Here is a 19482-nt window from a genome sequence, read left to right as displayed (position 1 = left end):
TGGCAAAATATGCCGAGACGCAAAAAAGATGTAAAGCCTACTTGACATGTAATGTAAAGCAAGCTATACTATTTTTGTAAAGGAAGCTTTACATAGAAAGGAGGCGGCGATGTGACCAACCGCATTGCCCAGCTGCGCAAGGAGCGGCGCATTTCCCAGGCGGAGCTGGCCGACGCCGTGGACGTGACCCGGCAGACCATCATCTCCCTGGAGAACGGACGCTACAACGCCTCTTTGCTGCTGGCCCATAAGATCGCCAAATATTTTGGGATGACCATTGAAGAAGTATTCCTGTTTGAGGAGGAAGAGGCATGAAAAAGATTCATCGAAAGTACTGCATCGCCCTGGCGCTGCTGATTATCTTCGCGCTGCTGAAGGTGACCCTGGTGCCCAACCTCCAGCACACCGCCCTGTACCGCCCGTTAAAGGATGGCATCACTGCCTTAGGCTGGGTACTGGTGGCCTATATGGGATATTGGTATCTGGAGCGGAGACGGTGGGAGAAGGCCTCACCGGAGGAGCGGCGGGATATGGAGCGCTCCGGCCAGGACGAGCGCAACCAGTTCCTCTGGGGCCAGGCGGCCTACTTCTCCTGGCAGGTCACCATGGCGGCCATTGCAGCCATGGCCGTGGTGATGTCGGTGCTGGACTGTACGGCGGGGATCCTGGCCGCGGCGGTCCTGTTCGGGGTACATGTGCTGTCCTATCTCGTCCAGCTGTCCCGGCTGAGTCAGAAGTTTTAACGGTGTTTTCTGCGTGGAAAGGAGTTCTGCTATGAAAGAGCGTTTGAAGAAAATATTGCCCATTCTGGGTATTCTATGCGGAGCCTGTCTGGTTCTGGCCGCCGTAGTGCTGGGGGAGCAGGTGCCCAAGGGGATGGGCGGAGCCCTGTTCGGCACAGGCGGTGCGTTGATGGGCCTGGGTGTGTCCGGCATCGCCATGGATGTGATTTGGCGTCGGATGAGCGAGGACGAGCGCCGGGAGGCGGAGCGGGGCGAGCGGGATGAGCGCAACGTGGCCATCCGGGAGAAGGCAGCTTACTCCAGCTGGTATTGGACCCTGTATCTCCTGTGGGGGGCCTTCTTTGTGACCCTGTTTCTGGGCAGCGGATTTCCCACCGCCCTGGTGTCGGTGCTGATTGTGCTGCACTGTGTGTTCCTGATGGTCAATATGGGCCGCTGGGCCAAACGGATGTGAGGGGGAGAGGAACATGATCCTGAAAATGATGACAAACTATGCCGGGGACTATGGGAAAAATCTGCGCCAGCGCCGCTGGGCCTTTCTGGCCATCCTGGCCATTGGGCTGGTGGGCCTGGGGTGCTATGTGTGGCTGGTGCCGGACAGCGGTCTCGGTGACTACGCCCAGGGGTTCTACCTGGGGGGCGCCTGCGGCATCACCGGGGCCGGTCTGGGTCTGCTGATGCGCAACGAGTGGATGCTCCGCCACCCGGAGAAATGGAAGCGGGCCCGCATCCAGGAGACCGACGAGCGCAGCCAGCGCATTGTGGCCCAGGCCGCCCAGTTGGCGGGGGTGGGAGTGTTCTTCCTTCAGGCCCTGGCTGCCTTTGTGCTGGTGGCGGTGGACCGGCGGCTGGTGACCGTGCTGCTGTGCTCCATGGCGGTGTACGTGCTGCTGTTCCTGGGGGGCCAGTTCGGACTGTCCCGGAAGCTATGAGTGCGCGGAGGTTGGAGCTGCCCATCACCGGGGCGCTGGCGGGAATCAAGGTGGATACCCTGCTCAAGCGTCATTTGGGGCTGTCCGGGACGGTGGTGCGGCGGATCAAATGGTTAGAGGACGGCATCCTGGTGGACGGGGCGCGGGTGAACACCCGGTTCTGTCCCCAAGAGGGGCAGGTGCTGTCGGTGCGGTTGTCTGACCCGGAGCGGCGCAGCGGCATTCTGCCTGAACCAGGACCCTTGGATGTCGTCTATGAGGATGGGGACGTGGTGGTGCTCAATAAAGCGCCCGGCGTGCCTGTCCACCCCGGACCGGGGCATTATTCCGATACTGTGGGGAATTATCTTCTCTATTATTACGATCAGGAGGGAACAGAGGGGGATTTTCACCCCGTCCACCGCCTGGACCGGGGGACCTCCGGCCTGCTGGTGGTGGCCCGCCACCCCCATGCCCAGGAGGTGCTCAAGGAGCAGCTCCACACCGACGGCTTCCACCGGGAGTATCTGGCGGTGTGTGAAGGGATTCTGGAGCCGCCTGTGGGAACCATCGAGGAGCCCCTGGGGCCAAAGCCCGGCTCCCTGGTGGAGCAGATGGTCCGCCCGGACGGGAAATTTGCCCGCACCCACTATGAAGTGTTGAAAGCGGGGGAGAGCTGCACCCTGGTGCGCCTGGTGCTGGACACCGGCCGGACTCATCAGATCCGGGTCCATCTGGCCCACCTGGGCCACCCGTTAGTGGGGGACTTCCTGTACGGAAAGGAGGAGCCGGAACGCATCCCACGGCCCGCCCTCCACTCCCACAGCCTCACCTTCCGCCACCCCATCACGGGACAGGAGATGACCTTTACCGCCCCGGTGCCGCAGGACATGAAGCGGCTTCTGGAGCAGGAAGGATTATAGAAAAAGCCCTTTGGCTGCCATTTGGCAGCCAAAGGGCTTTTGTATGCTTAGTACGCTTTTAGCATCCGGCTGGCGTTCAAAATGGCGATCACCGACACGCCTACGTCGGCAAACACCGCCCACCACAGGCCCACCAGGCCCGCGGCGGACAGAGCCAGCACCGCCAGCTTGACTCCGATGGCAAAGATGGTGTTTTCCTTCACGATGGTCATGGTCTTGCGGGCAATGGCCACCGCCCGGGAGAGTTTCTTCAGGTCGTCGTCCATGAGCACCACGTCGGCGGCCTCGATGGCGGCGTCGGAGCCCATGGCTCCCATGGCCACTCCAACGTCTGCCCGGGACAGTACCGGCGCGTCGTTGATGCCGTCGCCCACATAGACCAGGGTGCGGCCGGGGGCTTTTTCCTTTAAAAGAGCTTCCACACGGTCCACCTTATCTCCGGGGAGCAGCTGGGCGTACACCTGATCCAGGCCCAGTTCTTTTGCGGCGGCCTGCCCGGCGGCTTCGCTGTCGCCGGTGAGCATCACCGTGCGGCCCACCCCGGCGGCCTTCAGAGCCTGGATGGCCTCCTTGGCTCCGGGTTTAAGCTGGTCGGCAATGACCAGCCGCCCGGCGTATTGGCCCTCCAACGCCAGATAGATCACCGTGCCGGGAGCTGCCGGCTGCTCGGGGAGGACGATGCCATTCTCAGTCATCAGCCGCTCATTGCCTGCCAGCACGGTCTTGCCATCCACCTGGACCCGCAGACCACGGCCTGCCAGCTCCTCAACCTGGGCCACCCGGTCCCGGTCAGGGGTCCCGCCCCAGGCGGTGAGGATGGAGCGGGCAATGGGGTGGGTGGAGAACTGCTCGGCCTGGGCGGCCAGTTCCAGCAGTTCCTGCCCACTCATCCCCACAGGGGAGACTTCGGTGACGGCAAAGCGGCCCTGGGTCAGGGTGCCCGTCTTGTCAAAGACCACCGTGTCCGCCTTGGCCAGGGCTTCCAGATAGTTGCCGCCCTTGACCAGGATGCCCTGGCGGGAGGCTCCGCCGATACCGCCGAAGAAGCTGAGGGGGATGGAGATGACCAGCGCGCAGGGGCAGGACACCACCAGGAAGTTCAGCGCCCGCAGTACCCAGGTGCGCCAGGTACCCAGCCCCACCAGGGGGGGCAGCACGGCAAGGGCCACGGCGCACAGCACCACGGCGGGGGTGTAATACCGGGCAAATTTCGTAATAAAGTGCTCCGCCTTGGCCTTTTTGGCGGCGGAGTTTTCCACCAGGTCCAGAATTTTGGCCACAGTGGACTGGCCGAAGGGGCGGCTCACCTTCACCCGCAGCAGACCGCTGAGGTTGACACAGCCGCTGACCACCTCGTCCCCGGCCGCCACGTCCCGGGGCATGGACTCGCCGGTGAGGGCGGCGGTATCCAAGGCGGAGGCGCCCTCCACCACGGTGCCGTCCAGGGGCACCCGCTCTCCGGCACGGATGACGATGATCTCGTCCACCGCCACCTCCTCCGGGTCCACGGTGACCACCTGGCCATCCCGCTCCACGTTGGCGCTGTCGGGGCGGATGTCCATGAGCTGGGCGATGGAGGTGCGGCTGCGGCTGACGGCCACACTCTGGAACAGCTCGCCCACCTGGTAGAAGAGCATGACGGCCACGCCTTCCCGGTATTCTCCACAGCCGAAGGCGCCGATGGTGGCCAGAGCCATGAGAAAGTTTTCGTCAAATACCTGGCCGTTTTTGATGTTCCGGACTGCCTTCCACAAGATGTCCCAGCCGATGAGGGCGTAGGGCAGCAGATAGAGAAGAAATTCCCACCAGGGAGGCAGGGAAGCCAGAGCGGTCACCGCCCAAACCACGGCAAACAGCACTGTGCTGCCTAAAATGCAACGGAGGGTCTTTTTCTGCTTTTTAGTCATGGCCAGCGGCCTCCTTTTCTTCCTCAGATCTTACTTGACCACGATCTCGCAGTCGGGCTCCACCTTCTTGCAGGCCTTCACCGCTTCCTTTACGATCTGATCAAAACGCGCGTCGTCCGCCTCCAGGGTGAGCTTCTGGGTCATAAAGCTGACGGTGGCGTGGGTGACGCCGTCAATGTTCTGGATGGCACGCTCCATCTTGGCGGCACAGTTGGCACAGTCCAGGTCGATCATCTGAAAGGTCTTTTTCATGGTTTATTCCTCCTCAATATGTTCCATTCCTTGATTCAAAATACTTACCACGTGGTTATCGGCCAGGGAGTAGTAGATAGTCTTGCCCTCCCGGCGGAATTTTACCAGCTTGCTGGCCTTCAAGACCCGCAACTGATGGGAGACGGCAGACTGGCTCACATCCATGAGCTTTGCGATGTCGCACACGCACAGCTCCGACTCCAGCAGAGCATAGAGAATTTTCACCCGGGTGCTGTCCCCGAAGATCTTGAACAACTCCGCCAGGTCGTAAAGCGTCTCGTCCCGGGGCAGCTGGGCGCGGACATGTTCCACCGCGTCGGTGTGTACCTGGGTGATGGCACAGCACAGATCCTGGTCCCGCTCCTGCTCCATGGGTCATTCCTCCTTCAAATTATCATATGAATAACTGTTCATATATTGCACCATCAAGATACACCCAACACAGCCCACTGTCAAGGGCGGGCAAAAAATTTTTTTAAAAAAGTTGGGAACCTTTTTTTCCAAAGACCGTCCAACCCACTGAAAACAAAAAATACCGCTGAAATACAGCGCAGAAAAAAGGAGTAATCGACTATGAAACACCGCACTTATGCTCTGCTTCTTGCCGCGACCCTCTCCGTCTCTCTGCTGGCCGGCTGCGGCTCCAGCAATGGCGCCAACAGCAGCCAGAGCTCTGATAACAGCAGCATCTCCTCCAGCCAGGGCAGCCAGTCTTCTTCCGGCTCCGATGTGAGCACCCCTGACGCCTCCGGCTCCGGCTCTGACGTGAGCACTTCCGCCTCTGGCAGCACCAGCACCCCCGACGGTTCCCAGGGCGAGACTCAGGAGCAGGCCAAGCTGACCCTGAGCCGCACCGGCTTTACCCTCTTCTCCGCCGGTTCCAGCTACACCCTGAAGGTGGACGGCGTGGCCGAGGGGACCAAGGTGACCTTCAAGTCCGGCAATCCCGACGTGGCCACTGTGGATGAGAACGGCAAGGTGGTAGCCGTCAAGCCCGGCAACACCAAGATCACCGTCACTGCCGGCGACCAGACTGCTACCTGCGTGGTTGCCTGCAAGTGGGAGGAGAGCAAGCCCTCCACCGGCGGCGGCTCCAGCTCCGACAGCGGTTCCAGCTCCAGCGGCGGCGGTACCACCACCCCGGATCCCGAGCCCAGCAAGGTGGACCTGGCGGCTTTCTGCACAACGGTTACCACGAACTACTCTCTGCCTCACTTGAGCCTGGCTGATTCCACCATGCTGGACAACTACTACGCCGGCCTGAGCAGCGTGGCTACCGAGCAGAGCCAGGTATACATCAATATGATGTCCATGAACATGGGCGAGCTGGCCGTGGTCCAGGTGAAGGACAGCAAGGACGTGGCCACTGTGAAGGCCATCTTCCAGGCTCGCATTGATTCCATGGTCAATGGCGGCGCTTGGTATCCCGAGCCCACCCGCATCTGGACTGAGCAGTCCCGCGTGGTTTCCAACGGCAACTATGTGATGATGGTGGTCGGCGAGGACTGCGATTCCATCGTGAAGGATTTTAATGCTCTTTTTTGATTGATTCTCCCCCGCGGAATGTGATATTATGGGGCGGACGGTCTGTGCCGTCCGCCTTTCATTCTGTTTCGTTTTACCCAGGAGGATAACCATATGGTTTTTTCGACCCCAATCTTTCTATTCTATTTTCTGGCTTTGACCTTACTGGTCTATTACCTGGTGCCCCGGAAGGGACGCAACGTGGTACTGCTCATTTCGTCCCTGTTCTTCTATTACTGGGGCGAGCGAGAGTATGTAGCCATCATGTTCCTGTCTACCGCCATCGACTATACCCACGGTATGTTGGTGGAGCGGTGCAAGAACAAAGGCAATGACAAAGGAGCCCGGCTGGCGGTGGCCTCGTCCATCATCTTCAACCTGGCGCTGCTGCTGTTCTTTAAGTACTGGGACTTCCTGGCCGGTTCGCTGCAGGCCATGGGTCTGACCTTCATGCCGGTGCTGGGTATCCATCTGCCAATCGGTATCTCCTTCTATACCTTCCAGACCATGAGCTACACCATCGACGTGTATCGCGGAGATACCCGTGCCCAGCGCAGCATCATCAACTTCGGTACCTTCGTTACCCTGTTCCCCCAGCTCATCGCCGGTCCTATTATCAAATATAAGGACCTGGGCGATCAGATCAACGAGCGCACTACCTCTACCGAGAAGTTTGCCTCCGGCGTGCAGATGTTTATGGTCGGCATGGCAAAGAAGGTACTGGTGGCCAACAACGTGGGCATGCTGTGGGAGGCCTATAAGGCCATGACCGCCGGAGATCTCACTGTTTTGGGTGCGTGGCTGGGCGTGATCGCCTTTACCTTCCAGATCTACTTCGACTTCTCCGGTTACTCCGATATGGCTATCGGCCTTGGCCGGATGCTGGGCTTTGAATTCCTGCCCAACTTCAACTATCCCTATATCTCCAAAAGCATCACCGAGTTCTGGCGGCGCTGGCACATCTCCTTGTCCACCTGGTTCCGGGAATACCTGTATATCCCCCTGGGAGGCAACCGCTGCTCCAAGCCCCGGTGGATGTTCAACCTGCTGGTGGTGTGGGCCGCCACCGGTATCTGGCACGGCGCCAGCTGGAACTACCTTATCTGGGGCCTGTACTTCTTTGTGCTGCTGATGCTGGAGAAGTTCTTCCTGCTCAAGGTGCTGAACAAGGCTCCCGCTGTGGTGGGCCATATCTACACCCTGTTCTTTGTGGTGGTCAGCTGGGCTATCTTCGCCATTGAGGACTTTGCTCAGCTGGGCGCCTACCTGAAGGTGATGTTCGGCTTGGGCGGCGTGCCTCTGGTGGATGCTCAGCTGGGCTACTACGTGACCAGCTACCTGCCCATTCTGCTGGTGGCCGCTGTGGCCTCCACTCCCTTGGGCGCCAAGCTGTACCACAAGCTCAAGCCCCGGGCGGCTGAGGTTGTGTGTACGGTGCTGGTGCTGGCGGGACTGGTTGTGTGCACCGCCTATCTGGTGGACGGCACCTACAACCCCTTCCTGTATTTCCGCTTCTAAGGAGGGTATCCATGAATAAAAAGTATTGCATCTTTTTGACGATCCTGTTTTCCCTGTTCATCGGCGGGATTTTAGTGGGCAGTCTGCTGGCTCCGGACAAAGAGTTCTCCGAGCTGGAAAACCGCTATCTGCAGACGCCCCCTAAGCTGAGCCTGGAGAACCTGGAGGACGGCAAGTTTATGGAGGATGCGGAAGACTACGTCAATGACCACGTGATCGGCCGAGACTTCTGGGTGGCCCTGAAGGCCTGGAGCGAGCGGCTGAGCGGCAAACAGGAGAACAACGGGGTCTACTTCGGCAAGGAGGACACCCTGCTCAACCGCCTGGACGAGCCGGATTACGACACGCTGATGACCAGCGCCGGATACGTCAACGACCTGGTATACAATTTGAACGTGCCCGTCTATTTCGGCATTATCCCCTCCTCCACGGAGATTTGGTCGGACCGGCTGCCCGCCGGAGCGCCCACTGCCGATGAGAAGGCCATCATTGACGATCTCTACGACACGGTGCAGACGTTCACCATTGACATGTACTCCGCTCTGGAAGAGCACAAGGACGAGGAGATCTACTACCGCACCGACCACCACTGGACCAGCCTGGGCGCCTACTACGGTTACACAGCCCTGATGGAGGCCATGGGGATGGAGGCGGCCCCTCTGGACGAGAGCGCCAAGGTAACGGTGTCCGACTCCTTCTATGGTACCACCTTCTCCACCTCCGGCGTGCGGTGGGTGGCTCCTGACCACATCGACCGGTATATCTCCGGCGACGGCGTGAAGGTGACCGGCTATCCCGAGGGAACCCCGGTGGAGAGCAGCCTGTATGTGGACAGCTATCTGGATAAGAAGGACAAATATTCCTCGTTCCTGGGCGGCAACCAGCCTTTGTGCGTCATCGAGACCGAGCACACCGACGCCCCCAAGGTGCTGGTGATCCGGGACTCCTACTCCGACTCTCTGGCTCCCTTCCTGACCCAGAGTTTTTCTGAGATCCACCTCTTTGATACCCGTATGAACAAGACCAGTATCAAAGCTTACGTGGAGGAAAACGACATCGACCAGGTGGTGGTGCTGTACAGCATCTCCAACTTCATCTCCTCCAGCAAGGACATGTTCCTGCTGGGCCGATAAGCATAAAAAATCCCGTGGATTGCTGTGAATCCACGGGATTTTTCGATCTCATAGGAAGAGGCGAAACGCAGTTTCGCAGGAAGTTCTTTGCTAAGCTTTCTTTCAAGAAAGCGTTGTCTACTTTTCTTTCGAGAAAATTAGACCTGTTAAGTCGAAGGGCGGGGTGTACTCCTCCTTGGCGCTGGTGCGCTCCTGACAAAAGCCGTCCAGCCCTAAATTCTGCATATACTGGATCGCAGAGTTCATCTCCCCCCGGCGCAGGCAGCGGTCGATCTCCGGCACATTGGAGAGGTCGCCCCAGGGAGTGTACTGGCTCATCAGGGAAAAGAGCACCGTCCCCTTGGGGAAGGTGTCCGCCACCCAGTCCATGACCGCCTTGGCCCCGTCCACCTGTCCGGGCAAAATCAAGTGGCGGATGATAACTCCTTTTTTCATTAAGCCGTTCTCATCAAACTGGCATGGGCCTACCTGGCGCACCATCTCCTGAATGGCTTGCACCGCGTATTGTGGATAATCCGGGGCGGCAGAGTAGCGCTCGGCGGCGTTTCCGTCCAGATACTTTAAATCCGGGAGGTAAATATCCACAAGTCCGTCCAAACTGTGCAAAGTTTCCAGGCGCTCATACCCGCCTGTGTTCCACACCACCGGAACGGTGGGGCGGTACCGGGTCAACAGCGCACGGAGCACGTGGGCATAATGGGTGGGGGTGACAAAGTTGAGGTTGTGGGCTCCCTGGGCAATGAGGTTTTCACACACCTGCTCCAGCTCCGCCAGAGTGAGGGCCTTCCCGAAGTGCTCGTGGCTGATCTTCTCGTTCTGGCAGAACACGCAGCCCAGAGGACAGCCGGAGAAGAACACGGTGCCGGAGCCGCGGGTGCCGGAAATGGGGGGTTCCTCCCACATGTGGAGAGCCGCCCGGGCCACCATAGGGCCTTCCGGCATCCCGCACAGCCCGTCTCCGCGTTCAGAGGTGCGCAGGGCATGGCATTGCCGGGGACAGAGATCGCAGATCATAATCGTCCCTCCTTAAAAATAACCCAGGTGCTGGGCGACTGCATCAGAAAAGACAGAGAAGGCGTTGGGGACCGCGTAGTCCCGTTCCAGCGCGCCCCGGTCGGCCCACACCCAGCCATCGGGCAGGGCCTCCGGTTCCACCTGGGCGGTGCAGGCAGTCATGTGCCACTCAATGTGGGAAAAGATGTGCTTGCCGGTGGTCACTCTCTTGCATTCGTCCGGAGAGAGTCCCAGCTGCGCCGGGATGGCGGTCTCTCCCTCCAGCTCGTTGGGGTATTCCCAAAGTCCCGCTAACAGGCCCCGCTCCGGACGGCGGCGGAGAGCCACGCCCCGGTCGGAGAAGATCAGGTACACCCGCCGCTTTTCGATCCGCCGGGGTTTTTTAGGGGCTTTTACCGGAAACTCCCCGGTGCGGCCCTGCTGAAAGGCCTGACAAAACTCGGCGGCCGGGCATTTCTCACACAGGGGCGCTCCGTTAGGCAGGCAGACGGTGGCACCCAGCTCCATCATAGCTTGGTTGAACTGCCCGGGCTGGGCGGTGGGGATGACCTGCTGAAGGGCGGCGGTGATGCGCTTTTTGGTGGAAGCGGCGAGAATATCCGAAGGATCAGCAGTGAGACGGGTCACCACCCGCAGCACATTCCCGTCCACCGCAGGCACCGGAATGCCGAAGGCGATGGATGCAATGGCCCCGGCAGTATAATCCCCCACACCGGCCAGAGAGCGGATGCCCTCATAAGTATTCGGAAATACCCCGCCCCAGTCCTCTACGATCTGCCGGGCGGCCTTTTGCAGGTTGCGGGCCCGGCTGTAATAGCCCAGTCCCTGCCACAGCTTCATCAGGGCATCCTCGGGCAGAGCGGCCAGATCCTGCACGGTGGGTGCGGCCTGCAAAAAACGGCGATAATAGTCCAGCACCGCCGCTACCCGGGTCTGTTGGAGCATGATTTCTGACACCCACACCCGATAGGGGGTAGGGTCCTGCCGCCAGGGCAGAACCCGGGCGTGCTCCCGGTACCACAGAAGCAGAGGGATGGGCAGTTGTTCCAATGGCTGCATGGAGATCCTCCTTGGAGAAATGGATTTTTTGATTATAGCCTATTTCCTTTTCCCGCGCAAGGAAGCAGAGAATATAAGCAATCAGCAATATAAACTATAATGAAATTGGGAATGGTGTTTTTCCAGGAAGGGTGGTAAAGTTTGTATCGGCAAAAGGTTAAAAATTTAACAAGAATTTGGTTACCGCTCTTACCAGGTTCTTGAAAAAACCTTTGCAGCTCGATTTTCCATTCCTTCCTTCTCACAAAACAGTCAAAACGGGAAGCCCGGCGGGGCTTCCCGTTTTGGCGTTTTCCGGGGATTACTCGCCCTTGGAGGCAAAAATCTCCTCCAGCAGCTCAGCCATCTCAAAGACCAGCGCGTCGCAGTGGTCCTTGCGGGGGATGCCCTGCTCCTTGGCCAGTGTCAGAAGGGTGGTGCAGTCGGTGGCCTGGTGGCGCTGGCGGAAATCGTGGATGATTTGGCGGGCCTGCTGGCTGTCATACCCGGCCATACCCAGGAGCATCAGGGTGGCGCTCAGCGCGCCGCAGGCGGAGCCGTGGAGCATGCCGGAGCCAAAGAAGCTGCCCAGCTTGTCCGCCTGCTCCTTGTCCAGGCCAACCTGCTCGGCAAAGGGGACCAGCAGGGACTGGGCGCAGTTATAGTGGCGGCCGTTGGGCTCGGTGCGCAGGTGCTTGACTTCTTCCATACGGGTCATATTGGGGTTCCTCCTCAAGTTAATTAAAAATATCCGGGGTGTCGGCAAACATCTGCCGCACCCGGTCCAGAACCGGCCGGTTTTCCGGCCGGGAGAGGGTGGGGTCATTTTGGAGCAGCTGCCGGGCAGACTGCTGGGCCTGCTGCAAAAGACGCATGTCTCCGCTGAGATCGGCCAGAGCCAGCTGGGGCAGGCCGTGCTGGCGGCTTCCAAAGAAGTCGCCGGGGCCGCGCAGCTTCAGATCCTCCTCGGAGATCTTGAATCCGTCAGTGGTGGAGGCCAGAGTTTTCAGCCGGGTCATGGCGTCCTGGGCGTGGGAATTAGTAATGAGTACGCAGTAGGACTGGTGCTTGCCGCGGCCTACCCGTCCCCGGAGCTGGTGGAGCTGGCTGAGACCAAAGCGCTCCGCGTTCTCCACGATGATGAGGGCGGCGTTGGGTACGTCTACGCCAACCTCTACTACCGTGGTGGACACCAGCACGTCCACGTCCCCGGCGGCAAAAGCGGCCATGACGGCGTCCTTTTCCTTGGGGCGCATTTTGCCGTGGAGCAGGGCCAGGCGCAGGTCCGGGAACACCTCGTCCTGGAGGTGCTGGGCGTAGCTCTTCACAGCCTTTAAGTCAGCAAAGGGGGAGGGCTCTCCGTCGGGGGTGTCCTCGGCGGTGCGGTCCTCCACAGCGGGACAGATGATGTAGGCCTGCCGCCCCTTGCCCACCAGCTTGCGGACAAAGTTGTACATCCGCTGCCGCTTGTCCTCGTGGACCACGTAGGTCTCCACCGGGGTGCGGCCGGGGGGCAGCTGGTCGATGACGGACACGTCCAGATCCCCGTAGATGATGAGGGCCAGGGTGCGGGGGATGGGGGTGGCGGACATGACCAGCACGTGGGGGGCATGGCCCTTGGCGGCTAGGGCGGAGCGCTGGGCCACACCGAAGCGGTGCTGCTCGTCGGCTACCATCAGGCCAAGATCGTGAAATTCCACGTCCTGAGAGATGAGGGCGTGGGTCCCCACCACCAGGTCAACGTCTCCCTGGGCGATGGCCTGGCGCAATCTCTTTTTTTGTGTCGGGGTGAAGGAGCCGGTGAGGAGTCCCACCCGCACGCCTGCCGGTTCCAGCAGGGCGGAGAGGGAGCGGGCATGCTGCTGAGCCAGAACTTCGGTGGGAGCCATAAGGGCGGTCTGCATCCCGGCCTTGGCGGCCAGATAGGCTCCCCAGGCGGCCACCACCGTTTTACCGGAACCCACGTCGCCCTGAACCAGCCGATTCATGGACCGGCCGGAGCCGAGGTCAGCGGCCACTTCGCCCATCACCCGGCGCTGGGCCTGGGTGGGGGGGAAGGGGAGCAGAGAGAGAAATTCCTCCAGCGGGCGGGAGGGCACCACCCGGCCTGCCGCATCTCCCCGGCGGTGCTTGAGCATGGCCAGACCGGTGGACAGGTAGAAGAGCTCTTCGAAGGTGAGCCGCCGCCGGGCCAGGTCCAGACTCTCGGGGGAGTCGGGAAAGTGGATGTTGCGGAAGGAAAATTCCGTCTGGGCCAGCTCGTGCTCCAGCCGCACCGACCGGGGGAGAGACTCAGGCATCTGGGCGGCGCAGGCCTCCACCGCCGGACGGATGAGAGAGCAGAGCAGGTGGTTGGAGATGCCTGCTGTCAGGGGGTAGACCGGAAGGATACAGCCGGTGACCGCCTGGCGGTCGGTGCGCTCAAAGATGGGGTTGACCATGGTTCGGCGGCTGCCCTGCTCCTCCACCACGCCCCAAAAGACGTACTCCTCTCCAGCCTGGATGGCTCGCTCCACATAGGACTGGTTAAAGAAGGTGATGTGCAGGGCACCGGCGTGGTCCACCGCCTTTACCTTTACCAGCTCCATGCCCTTGCGGATGCGGCTGAGCCGGGGATGCTCGGCGGCCATGGCCTGGACGCACACCTTTACCCCCAGGGGAGCGGAGCGGATGGACCAGATCTTCCGCCGGTCCTCATGGTCCCGGGGAAAGTAGGTCATCAGATCCCGGACCCGGGTAAGCCCCAGCTTTTCCAGCTTGGCGCTCCGGGCAGGCCCCACGCCGGGAAAGTCGGTGAGCGGGGTGTTCAGGGTGATATCCAAGGTGTGCGCCTCCCTTCTGAGATAAGTTTAGACCCCCATTTTAACACAACCGACGGGGTGCGTAAAGCGGCAGAAAAAGGGCCGCCGGGAGCGGTGTGCTCCCGGCGGCCTTGAAATTTGTTATGTCTGAGTTCCCGGTTCCACATAAGACTGCAGCTGTTCCCAGGTGAGATGCTTCTCTTCGATGTCCTGCCAAGTGGGCAGCCGCTGCTCCAGCTGCTCCCAGGTGATAAACCAGAAGCGGTAGCGGATGAGCAGGTGGGCGGGAATGATGTCGGAGATGATTTTATCGATCTCCTCAAAGGCGGGTGGGATGCCTGGAATTTCAGGAAACCAGACCTCCACAGTGCCCGGCTCGTCGGTCTCATCCACCCGGGCAATCACTCCGCAGCCGGCAATGGTGTCGTTGATAGCCTCCAGGGTAAAGCTGTCTCCGCTGATGCGCAGCAGAGCGGCCAGAGCCTCCCGCATGGCCTTGGTGGTGGAGGCGGGAGGACGGCGGCGCAGCAGGCCGGCAATGCGTTCCAAACCCCAGTCCTCGGCGGTGGCTAGATTGGCCTCCCGCTGCAGTTCGTCCAGAACGCTCTCCACCCCATCCAGGGCAAGACCTTCCGCCTCCAACTCGCCGCTGAGATAGCGGCCCTCTACATCGTAGACGCCCAGGGGGCGCAGCAGCTGGCGGAGATACTGGGCGTAGCTCATACCATCGCCTCCACCGTCAGAGTGCCCAGGGTGGGCAGCTGATCCAGCTCCACAGTCTGGTCGGCCGCAGGGGAGAGAATGGCGTAGTTTTCCACGTTCTCACAGCTGTAAATCACGCTGCCCAGCTGGGCCAGCAGCACATTGCGGCCCAGCCGTTCTCCGGAGAACCACCGGCGCACTTCCTCCTCCACGGCTTGCTCTACCGTCTCTTGGTCAGCCCCTTCCTTGGCCTTTACCTGGATGGAGACATTGACGGTGAGGGCCTCAGGGGCCAGGACCGTCACATCCACAGCGATCTCCCGCCGGGACTGGAAGTACTCCTGCAGCTGGCCAAGCAGCTCCTCATCGGGCTGTCCGCTGAGGGTGGCTACCACAACATCCACGGTCCCGATGCCTCGGCTGCGGGGCAGGACGGACACCGCCGCCACTTGGTCAAAGGACAGCGCACCCTGCTCGTAGAAGGCGATGTTGGCTCCGTTGGGCAGGCGCTGGTAGGTGTCCAGAATTCGGGCGCGGAAGGCCTCATCCCCCTCCGCGTCGCTGCCTCCGGTAAAGGGCAGGGGATTGGTGCAGGCGGACACCCCCACCGGAGCCACCGCCATGGCGGTGATGGCCCGGGCAGATACGTTGCCCGCCGCGCCGGGGAGCAAGGCCTGGGCAGGAACGTCCACTTCCGTCTCGCCGGGGGCGATGATCCCGTCCTCTGTGGTCTCAAAGCGCACCATATCCGCCGTCAGGCACACGGTGCCCTGGGGGATGGTGCGGGCAGTGTCAGAGCTCTGGGCAGTAAAACGGATGGAGCCCAACGCCTGGGTGGCCTGCTTGCGGGTAAGTCCCCGCAGCTGACCGTGGAGATCCAGATAGTCGCTCTCTGCCGTCTGGGGAAAGGCCTGGCGGGTGACCCACTGGGCCTGGATGTACAGGGCGTAGACCTGGGCAGCCACAGCATACATCCGCACCGACAGGTCGCACCCGGGTTCCGGCTCCAGACCGGTCTGCTCCTCCAGGCAGGAGAGCATCTCCCCGAAAATTTCGTCAATGGTTTTCATGTCGATCCCTCCTTACCCGGTAATGTCCAGGGACACGGACAGGGGTTCTCCCTGCCATTCCAGATAGACCTGCAAATGTCCCCGGCTGCCCTCCAGCTGAGTCCACTGCACATCGGTGACGGTCAGATCCTCCTCACTCTCCAGCGCCTGGACGGTATACTGCCGGGCCAGGGCGGAGCGGGCGGAGGGCTTTCCGTCCCGACACAGCTGGTAGAGCCGACTGCCCATCTCGGGCAGGAAGGGGAACTGGCCCCGCCGGGCGGTGAGCCGGAACAGCACCCGCTGCAGCAGGGCCTGAGCCCCATCCAGGGACTGTACGCCTCCCTGCGAACCGGGGAGATAGTCCCCTCCACTGAGTTTTCGTTCCAAGCGGTCAGCCTCCTCCCAAAATTTCCAGGGTCACCTCCCGGGCGATGGCGGCCACATAGTCCTCCAGCGTCTGCTCCCCGATCCATACCTGCCCGGTGAGACGGATGCCGTCTTTGCACAGGTCGATCTGTCCCTCGCCGCCGCTGAGCCGTACCCCGCCGGGCTCCAGCTGTTGTTCCGACTGGCGCACACCCACCAGACAGGGGGACTCCTGATGGTCCCCTGCCTTCAAAACCAATACCTTTTCGCCCACGGCAGGCCGCCACTGGTAGCCGCCGGGGGCGTACACCGCCACCCAGCGCCGCTCTCCGCTGAGATACACGCCTGCGGGGTCGCCTCCCAGGGTGACCACTCCCACGTCACCGGGAGCCTCCTGGGTCCTGCCATCCTGTTTTCGATTGGATGTCCACATAACCTTCACCTCACACCAAAACTTCGGGGGACATGAGCTCCAGACGGGTCCAGCCCCCGCTCTCGTCCACCCCGACCTGAGCCTGGTTGACCCGGTAGAGCCCGTCACGCCCCCAGTCGGAGCGCTGCAGCTGTACCAGGTCTCCCGGCTTTCCGTAAAAGAGCACCGGAATGGTCACCTCCAGTACCAATTGTTCGGTGGCGGACTGGTCCAGCTGGAACTGCCCCGAGTAGCGCATGGCCTGGTACTGGCTTTTGCCAGGCATGGTAAGTACCTGACGGCGGCTGCCCCCTAGGACCTGAAAATCCATGTTGTTCACCACTTGAGTGAGCTGCTGATACCGGTCCCGCACCACCACCTGGGACAGCACGCCGTAGCGCTTGTCCCGGCATACCAGCTTTGTTACCGGGGTGGCGTCATCCAGCAGCAGCCGGGTGTTGTCCTCCCAGGGGGTGAGCACCAGCCGTCCCTCCCGGTCAAAACGGGGGGAGATGCTGTGGTAGTAGCGCACAAAGTCGTACAGGACGGACCACTCGCTGCTGCCCACTGCCACAGAGAACTGGCTCACCGGGGCCATGTAGGCCTGGCTGGCCACCGTGATGCCGTAGGGGCTTACATGGTCCCGGAGAATGTCGGCCAGAGTGGCCACCTGGTAGTCCTGGCCCAGGGCCTCGTTGTCCAGCAGCCGGGCGGCCATTCCCCGGCCGGACACATCGATCCAGGCCCCCTGTGGGGTGAGGGCGGTCTCGCACTCATCGACCACCCCGGTAAAGACTACCTGGTCCTCATCCAGAGCCTGAAAGGTACACCACTGTCTGGGGTCCACGGTGTTGGTGCCCTCCCAGAGACAGCGGATCTGAAAGCTGTCACAGGGGACTCCGGAGGTGTATTGAAACGTCCAGGACAGGGGAGCAGGCAGTGCCGTGGCATCCCCTTGGGCGGAAATCACATATCCGGTCACGATACCCTCACCTCATCTCCGATGTGAATGAGGTTGGGGTTTTTGATCTGGGGATTGAGCGCAATGAGATCGCTCAGTGCCATGCCGTAGCGCATGGCGATGGACCACAGGGTATCTCCCTTTACCACCTGGTAATAGACCGGGATGGTCTGAGTAGCCTGGTCCGAGCCGGAGCTCTGGCTGGTCTGGGCAGTCCAGGTGCGCACCTGGCCGCTGTAATAGTTGGCCTCCTCCCAAAATTCAAAGGAGTAGCGCACATAGTCCCGCATCGGTTCCTGCTCCAGCCGCAGGGAGACAAAATAGGCGTTGGCGGTCTGCCACAGGGGATGGATAAGCTGGCCGGGACCGCCGGAATAAAACACGTTGGCCAACTGGCCAAACTGGGTATAGGCGTCCTCGCCGATGAATTCGCCCTCTCCCTTCATAACCCGCCGGGTCCGTCCCAGATCCTGCAGGTAGTAAAGGCCAAAGGGCACCTTGTTTACCGCCATGATCCGTTCATAGTCGATGGAGTACACCCTGGGATTGTGGGGCCAGACGTACTCCTTGTAGCGCATGGGGGTCAAAAGCAACGCCCCATCCCTCCTTCCTCAGTACAGAGAGAAGCCCCGGTCATACCGGCGGCTGTCCCGCTGAAAGGCCCGGTCCACCGCCCGGGCGTCCTCCTGCTGCTGAGCCGCGGCCGCGGCGGCGGCCAGAGGAGAGTCCCTCAGGGCGGCGGGGTCATACTGCAGCCCGGAGCTGCCCTGCCCGGAAAAGGCGCGGGAGGGCAGGCTACCGCCGCTCTCTTGACTGCGGCCCAGGGCCTCTGCACCGGCCTGGATGTCCTCCAGAGTCCGCAGCTGCTCCAGCAGAGCGGGGGAGGAGAGCTGAACGGCGATGTCCTTGGAAAGGTCCTGGGGATTACTGCCGCTTGATCCGGGTGTCTGCGAGTTATCCTCCCCGGCCCGCTGAAAACGGGGCAGAGTCTGCTGATTCTCCAGAGCGGAGAAATTTGCCAGAGCATCCGATGGGCCTGCATACGCTCCGGCCTGGCTGTCCTGCGGATCTGCCTTGGGCTGGTCCTCCCGGGCCTGGGGCAGCACAAGCGAGGTGAGGTCAGGCTGCCACAGTGCGCTCCCGTCCTCCTCCAGAACATCCTCTACCTGCTCCAGCAGGTTGTCCAAATCGTTGGTCATCTCGTCTCCCCCTTCCCAAGAGCTGCAAACCGCTGGAGGTCAAAGTTGGGATTTACCCCACCCTCCCCGGCTGCGATGGGCCGGCCGCAGCCGGGGCACAGGCCCTGCTGGCTCTGAGCCCGGCAGCTGGGGCACAGGCGCTCCAGATCTTCCTCCCGGTCCAATACCATGTGGGTGAGACACCACAGGTAGTCCCGGTCTCGCATCTGCCGGGCCCGCGCCTCGGTGGGCAGAGCGCCAAAGGCCCGCAGCACTTTCCAGCGCAGCCGGTCAGCGCCGTCCGCGGCTACTTTTTTTTTACCTGCTCCGCCTGTTCCCGGCTCAGGGTGAGAGGCGGATTTTCCTCCCGGTTAAATTGGCTCCAGGTCCGGGCCAGGGCGGAGATCTCCTCCACCCGCAGCCCGGAGAGCACCGCCTCACCGCTGGAAAAGACGGGCTTGCCCTCCTGGGTTTCCAGTGCCCGGGCCAGCAGACAGGCGTTAGAACACAGGGCACGCTCGCTGCTGCTGCGGCATAGGCCGTCAGCCTCCCGCCGGGCCTGGAGCACTTCCAGGGCGGACAGCAGCCGCAGGTTCATGCCGTTGTCCAGCGCCATCCGATCCCGGCCGGCTAAGATGGAAGGGCTCATCTCACGCCTCCATTTCCAGCCGCTTGGAGGCCACAATGGTCACCTTCTCTAGTACCATGTTGCCCAGGGTGCCGTTCTCCTGGATGGAGGACCACTGGCAGCCGGAGTAGACGATCTTCCGGTCGGGTTTACAGATGACCAGGGAGAAGTCGGACAGGCTGTAGAAATCGATGCCGTCCTGTACCGCCTCTTCGGTGGCGTAGAGACGGCTCAGCTCCAGCACGTGGCTGGTCTGGCCGGGAATGGTAGCTACGGGTTCCTCCTCGCCGAAGGCCTCCACCGCCCGACTGGTCTTGTCGGAGCGGGCGGAGTAGCTCTGTACCACGGCAACCTTGGTGCCGTCTACCTCCAGGTAGATGTCGCTGCTGGTGGGAAATCCTTCAATGCTCAAACTGATC

25 protein-coding genes are annotated in these 19482 nt (G+C 61.3%); 8 read left to right on the top strand and 17 right to left on the bottom strand.

From position 1 onward, the window contains the following. The first annotated feature begins 111 nt into the window (after positions 1–111). From ACEVJL_RS05725 to ACEVJL_RS05705, 5 genes are read left to right on the top strand one after another with little or no spacing between them, the layout of a single operon-like run. Complete coding sequence (locus ACEVJL_RS05725) at positions 112–315, top strand: helix-turn-helix transcriptional regulator (protein ID WP_008982089.1); 204 nt, start codon at positions 112–114, stop codon at positions 313–315. Then, complete coding sequence (locus ACEVJL_RS05720) at positions 312–743, top strand: hypothetical protein (RefSeq protein ID WP_374737161.1); 432 nt, start codon at positions 312–314, stop codon at positions 741–743. Before ACEVJL_RS05725 ends, ACEVJL_RS05720 begins: the two co-directional genes overlap by 4 nt. 31 nt (positions 744–774) lie before the next feature. Further along, positions 775–1197 (top strand): hypothetical protein, encoded by a 423-nt coding sequence (locus ACEVJL_RS05715; RefSeq protein WP_325207873.1) that lies wholly within the window; start codon positions 775–777, stop codon positions 1195–1197. Between the two features lie 13 nt (positions 1198–1210). Further along, positions 1211–1675: a hypothetical protein gene (locus tag ACEVJL_RS05710; RefSeq protein WP_302667270.1), complete on the top strand. Its 465-nt coding sequence runs from the start codon at positions 1211–1213 to the stop codon at positions 1673–1675. Next, positions 1672–2577 (top strand): RluA family pseudouridine synthase, encoded by a 906-nt coding sequence (locus tag ACEVJL_RS05705; RefSeq protein WP_374737160.1) that lies wholly within the window; start codon positions 1672–1674, stop codon positions 2575–2577. The genes ACEVJL_RS05710 and ACEVJL_RS05705 overlap by 4 nt, the downstream gene beginning before the upstream one ends. A gap of 47 nt (positions 2578–2624) precedes the next feature. On the opposite strand, the gene ACEVJL_RS05700 is transcribed toward ACEVJL_RS05705, so the two are convergent. The 3 genes from ACEVJL_RS05700 to ACEVJL_RS05690 are packed head-to-tail and all read right to left on the bottom strand — an operon-like array spanning position 2625 to position 5108. Next, positions 2625–4484, bottom strand: a complete 1860-nt coding sequence (locus ACEVJL_RS05700; protein WP_374737159.1) for a heavy metal translocating P-type ATPase — start codon at positions 4482–4484, stop codon at positions 2625–2627. Between the two features lie 30 nt (positions 4485–4514). Next, positions 4515–4736 (bottom strand): cation transporter, encoded by a 222-nt coding sequence (locus ACEVJL_RS05695; protein ID WP_008982083.1) that lies wholly within the window; start codon positions 4734–4736, stop codon positions 4515–4517. A 3-nt stretch (positions 4737–4739) separates the two neighbouring features. Beyond that, complete coding sequence (locus tag ACEVJL_RS05690; protein WP_374737158.1) at positions 4740–5108, bottom strand: ArsR/SmtB family transcription factor; 369 nt, start codon at positions 5106–5108, stop codon at positions 4740–4742. 201 nt (positions 5109–5309) lie between these two features. On the opposite strand from ACEVJL_RS05690, the gene ACEVJL_RS05685 reads away from it, so the two are divergent. The 3 genes from ACEVJL_RS05685 (at position 5310) to ACEVJL_RS05675 (ending at position 8911) form a co-directional block, all read left to right on the top strand. Continuing rightward, positions 5310–6281: a DUF4358 domain-containing protein gene (locus ACEVJL_RS05685; protein ID WP_374737157.1), complete on the top strand. Its 972-nt coding sequence runs from the start codon at positions 5310–5312 to the stop codon at positions 6279–6281. A 93-nt stretch (positions 6282–6374) separates the two neighbouring features. Next, entirely contained in the window at positions 6375–7778 is a 1404-nt protein-coding gene (locus ACEVJL_RS05680; RefSeq protein WP_374737156.1) for an MBOAT family O-acyltransferase, read from the top strand. A gap of 11 nt (positions 7779–7789) precedes the next feature. Then, entirely contained in the window at positions 7790–8911 is a 1122-nt protein-coding gene (locus ACEVJL_RS05675) for a DHHW family protein (protein WP_374737155.1), read from the top strand. 117 nt (positions 8912–9028) lie between these two features. Here ACEVJL_RS05675 and ACEVJL_RS05670 read toward each other — a convergent pair whose 3' ends face one another. The 14 genes from ACEVJL_RS05670 to ACEVJL_RS05605 form a co-directional block, all read right to left on the bottom strand. Beyond that, positions 9029–9925 carry a radical SAM protein gene (locus ACEVJL_RS05670; RefSeq protein ID WP_374737154.1) on the bottom strand — a complete coding sequence of 299 codons (897 nt, stop codon included), beginning with the start codon at positions 9923–9925 and terminating at the stop codon, positions 9029–9031. 12 nt (positions 9926–9937) lie between these two features. After that, complete coding sequence (mutY, locus tag ACEVJL_RS05665; protein WP_374737153.1) at positions 9938–10984, bottom strand: A/G-specific adenine glycosylase; 1047 nt, start codon at positions 10982–10984, stop codon at positions 9938–9940. Between the two features lie 301 nt (positions 10985–11285). Further along, positions 11286–11681, bottom strand: coding sequence for a C-GCAxxG-C-C family protein (locus tag ACEVJL_RS05660; protein ID WP_374737152.1), 396 nt, complete (start codon positions 11679–11681; stop codon positions 11286–11288). A 19-nt stretch (positions 11682–11700) separates the two neighbouring features. After that, the gene (gene recG / locus ACEVJL_RS05655) at positions 11701–13785 is read right to left on the bottom strand and encodes an ATP-dependent DNA helicase RecG (RefSeq protein WP_374737151.1); all 2085 of its coding nucleotides are present in this window, start codon (positions 13783–13785) and stop codon (positions 11701–11703) included. Positions 13786–13905: 120 nt separating this feature from the next. After that, positions 13906–14487: a DUF2313 domain-containing protein gene (locus tag ACEVJL_RS05650; protein WP_235397355.1), complete on the bottom strand. Its 582-nt coding sequence runs from the start codon at positions 14485–14487 to the stop codon at positions 13906–13908. Then, positions 14484–15536 (bottom strand): baseplate J/gp47 family protein, encoded by a 1053-nt coding sequence (locus ACEVJL_RS05645; protein WP_374737150.1) that lies wholly within the window; start codon positions 15534–15536, stop codon positions 14484–14486. Before ACEVJL_RS05645 ends, ACEVJL_RS05650 begins: the two co-directional genes overlap by 4 nt. Positions 15537–15548: 12 nt before the next feature. Beyond that, entirely contained in the window at positions 15549–15905 is a 357-nt protein-coding gene (locus ACEVJL_RS05640) for a hypothetical protein (protein ID WP_110441405.1), read from the bottom strand. Positions 15906–15909: 4 nt separating this feature from the next. Next, the gene (locus tag ACEVJL_RS05635) at positions 15910–16317 is read right to left on the bottom strand and encodes a hypothetical protein (protein WP_151075328.1); all 408 of its coding nucleotides are present in this window, start codon (positions 16315–16317) and stop codon (positions 15910–15912) included. A gap of 10 nt (positions 16318–16327) precedes the next feature. After that, on the bottom strand, positions 16328–17278 hold the full coding sequence (locus ACEVJL_RS05630) for a hypothetical protein (RefSeq protein WP_302668226.1): 951 nt from the start codon (positions 17276–17278) through the stop codon (positions 16328–16330). Further along, positions 17275–17835 (bottom strand): LysM peptidoglycan-binding domain-containing protein, encoded by a 561-nt coding sequence (locus tag ACEVJL_RS05625; RefSeq protein ID WP_374737234.1) that lies wholly within the window; start codon positions 17833–17835, stop codon positions 17275–17277. The genes ACEVJL_RS05630 and ACEVJL_RS05625 overlap by 4 nt, the downstream gene beginning before the upstream one ends. A gap of 33 nt (positions 17836–17868) precedes the next feature. Continuing rightward, entirely contained in the window at positions 17869–18456 is a 588-nt protein-coding gene (locus tag ACEVJL_RS05620) for a hypothetical protein (protein WP_374737149.1), read from the bottom strand. Beyond that, on the bottom strand, positions 18453–18710 hold the full coding sequence (locus ACEVJL_RS05615; protein ID WP_374737148.1) for a molybdopterin oxidoreductase: 258 nt from the start codon (positions 18708–18710) through the stop codon (positions 18453–18455). Before ACEVJL_RS05615 ends, ACEVJL_RS05620 begins: the two co-directional genes overlap by 4 nt. 32 nt (positions 18711–18742) lie before the next feature. After that, entirely contained in the window at positions 18743–19084 is a 342-nt protein-coding gene (locus ACEVJL_RS05610) for a hypothetical protein (RefSeq protein WP_235397367.1), read from the bottom strand. A gap of 1 nt (position 19085) precedes the next feature. After that, complete coding sequence (locus ACEVJL_RS05605; protein ID WP_374737147.1) at positions 19086–19475, bottom strand: hypothetical protein; 390 nt, start codon at positions 19473–19475, stop codon at positions 19086–19088. Positions 19476–19482 lie beyond the last annotated feature (7 nt).

The organism is Flintibacter porci (assembly GCF_041925195.1).
Lineage (GTDB): Bacteria > Bacillota > Clostridia > Oscillospirales > Oscillospiraceae > Lawsonibacter > Lawsonibacter porci.
Note: the sequence above shows the minus strand (reverse complement) of the source record. Positions and strands in the feature narration are given on the sequence as shown.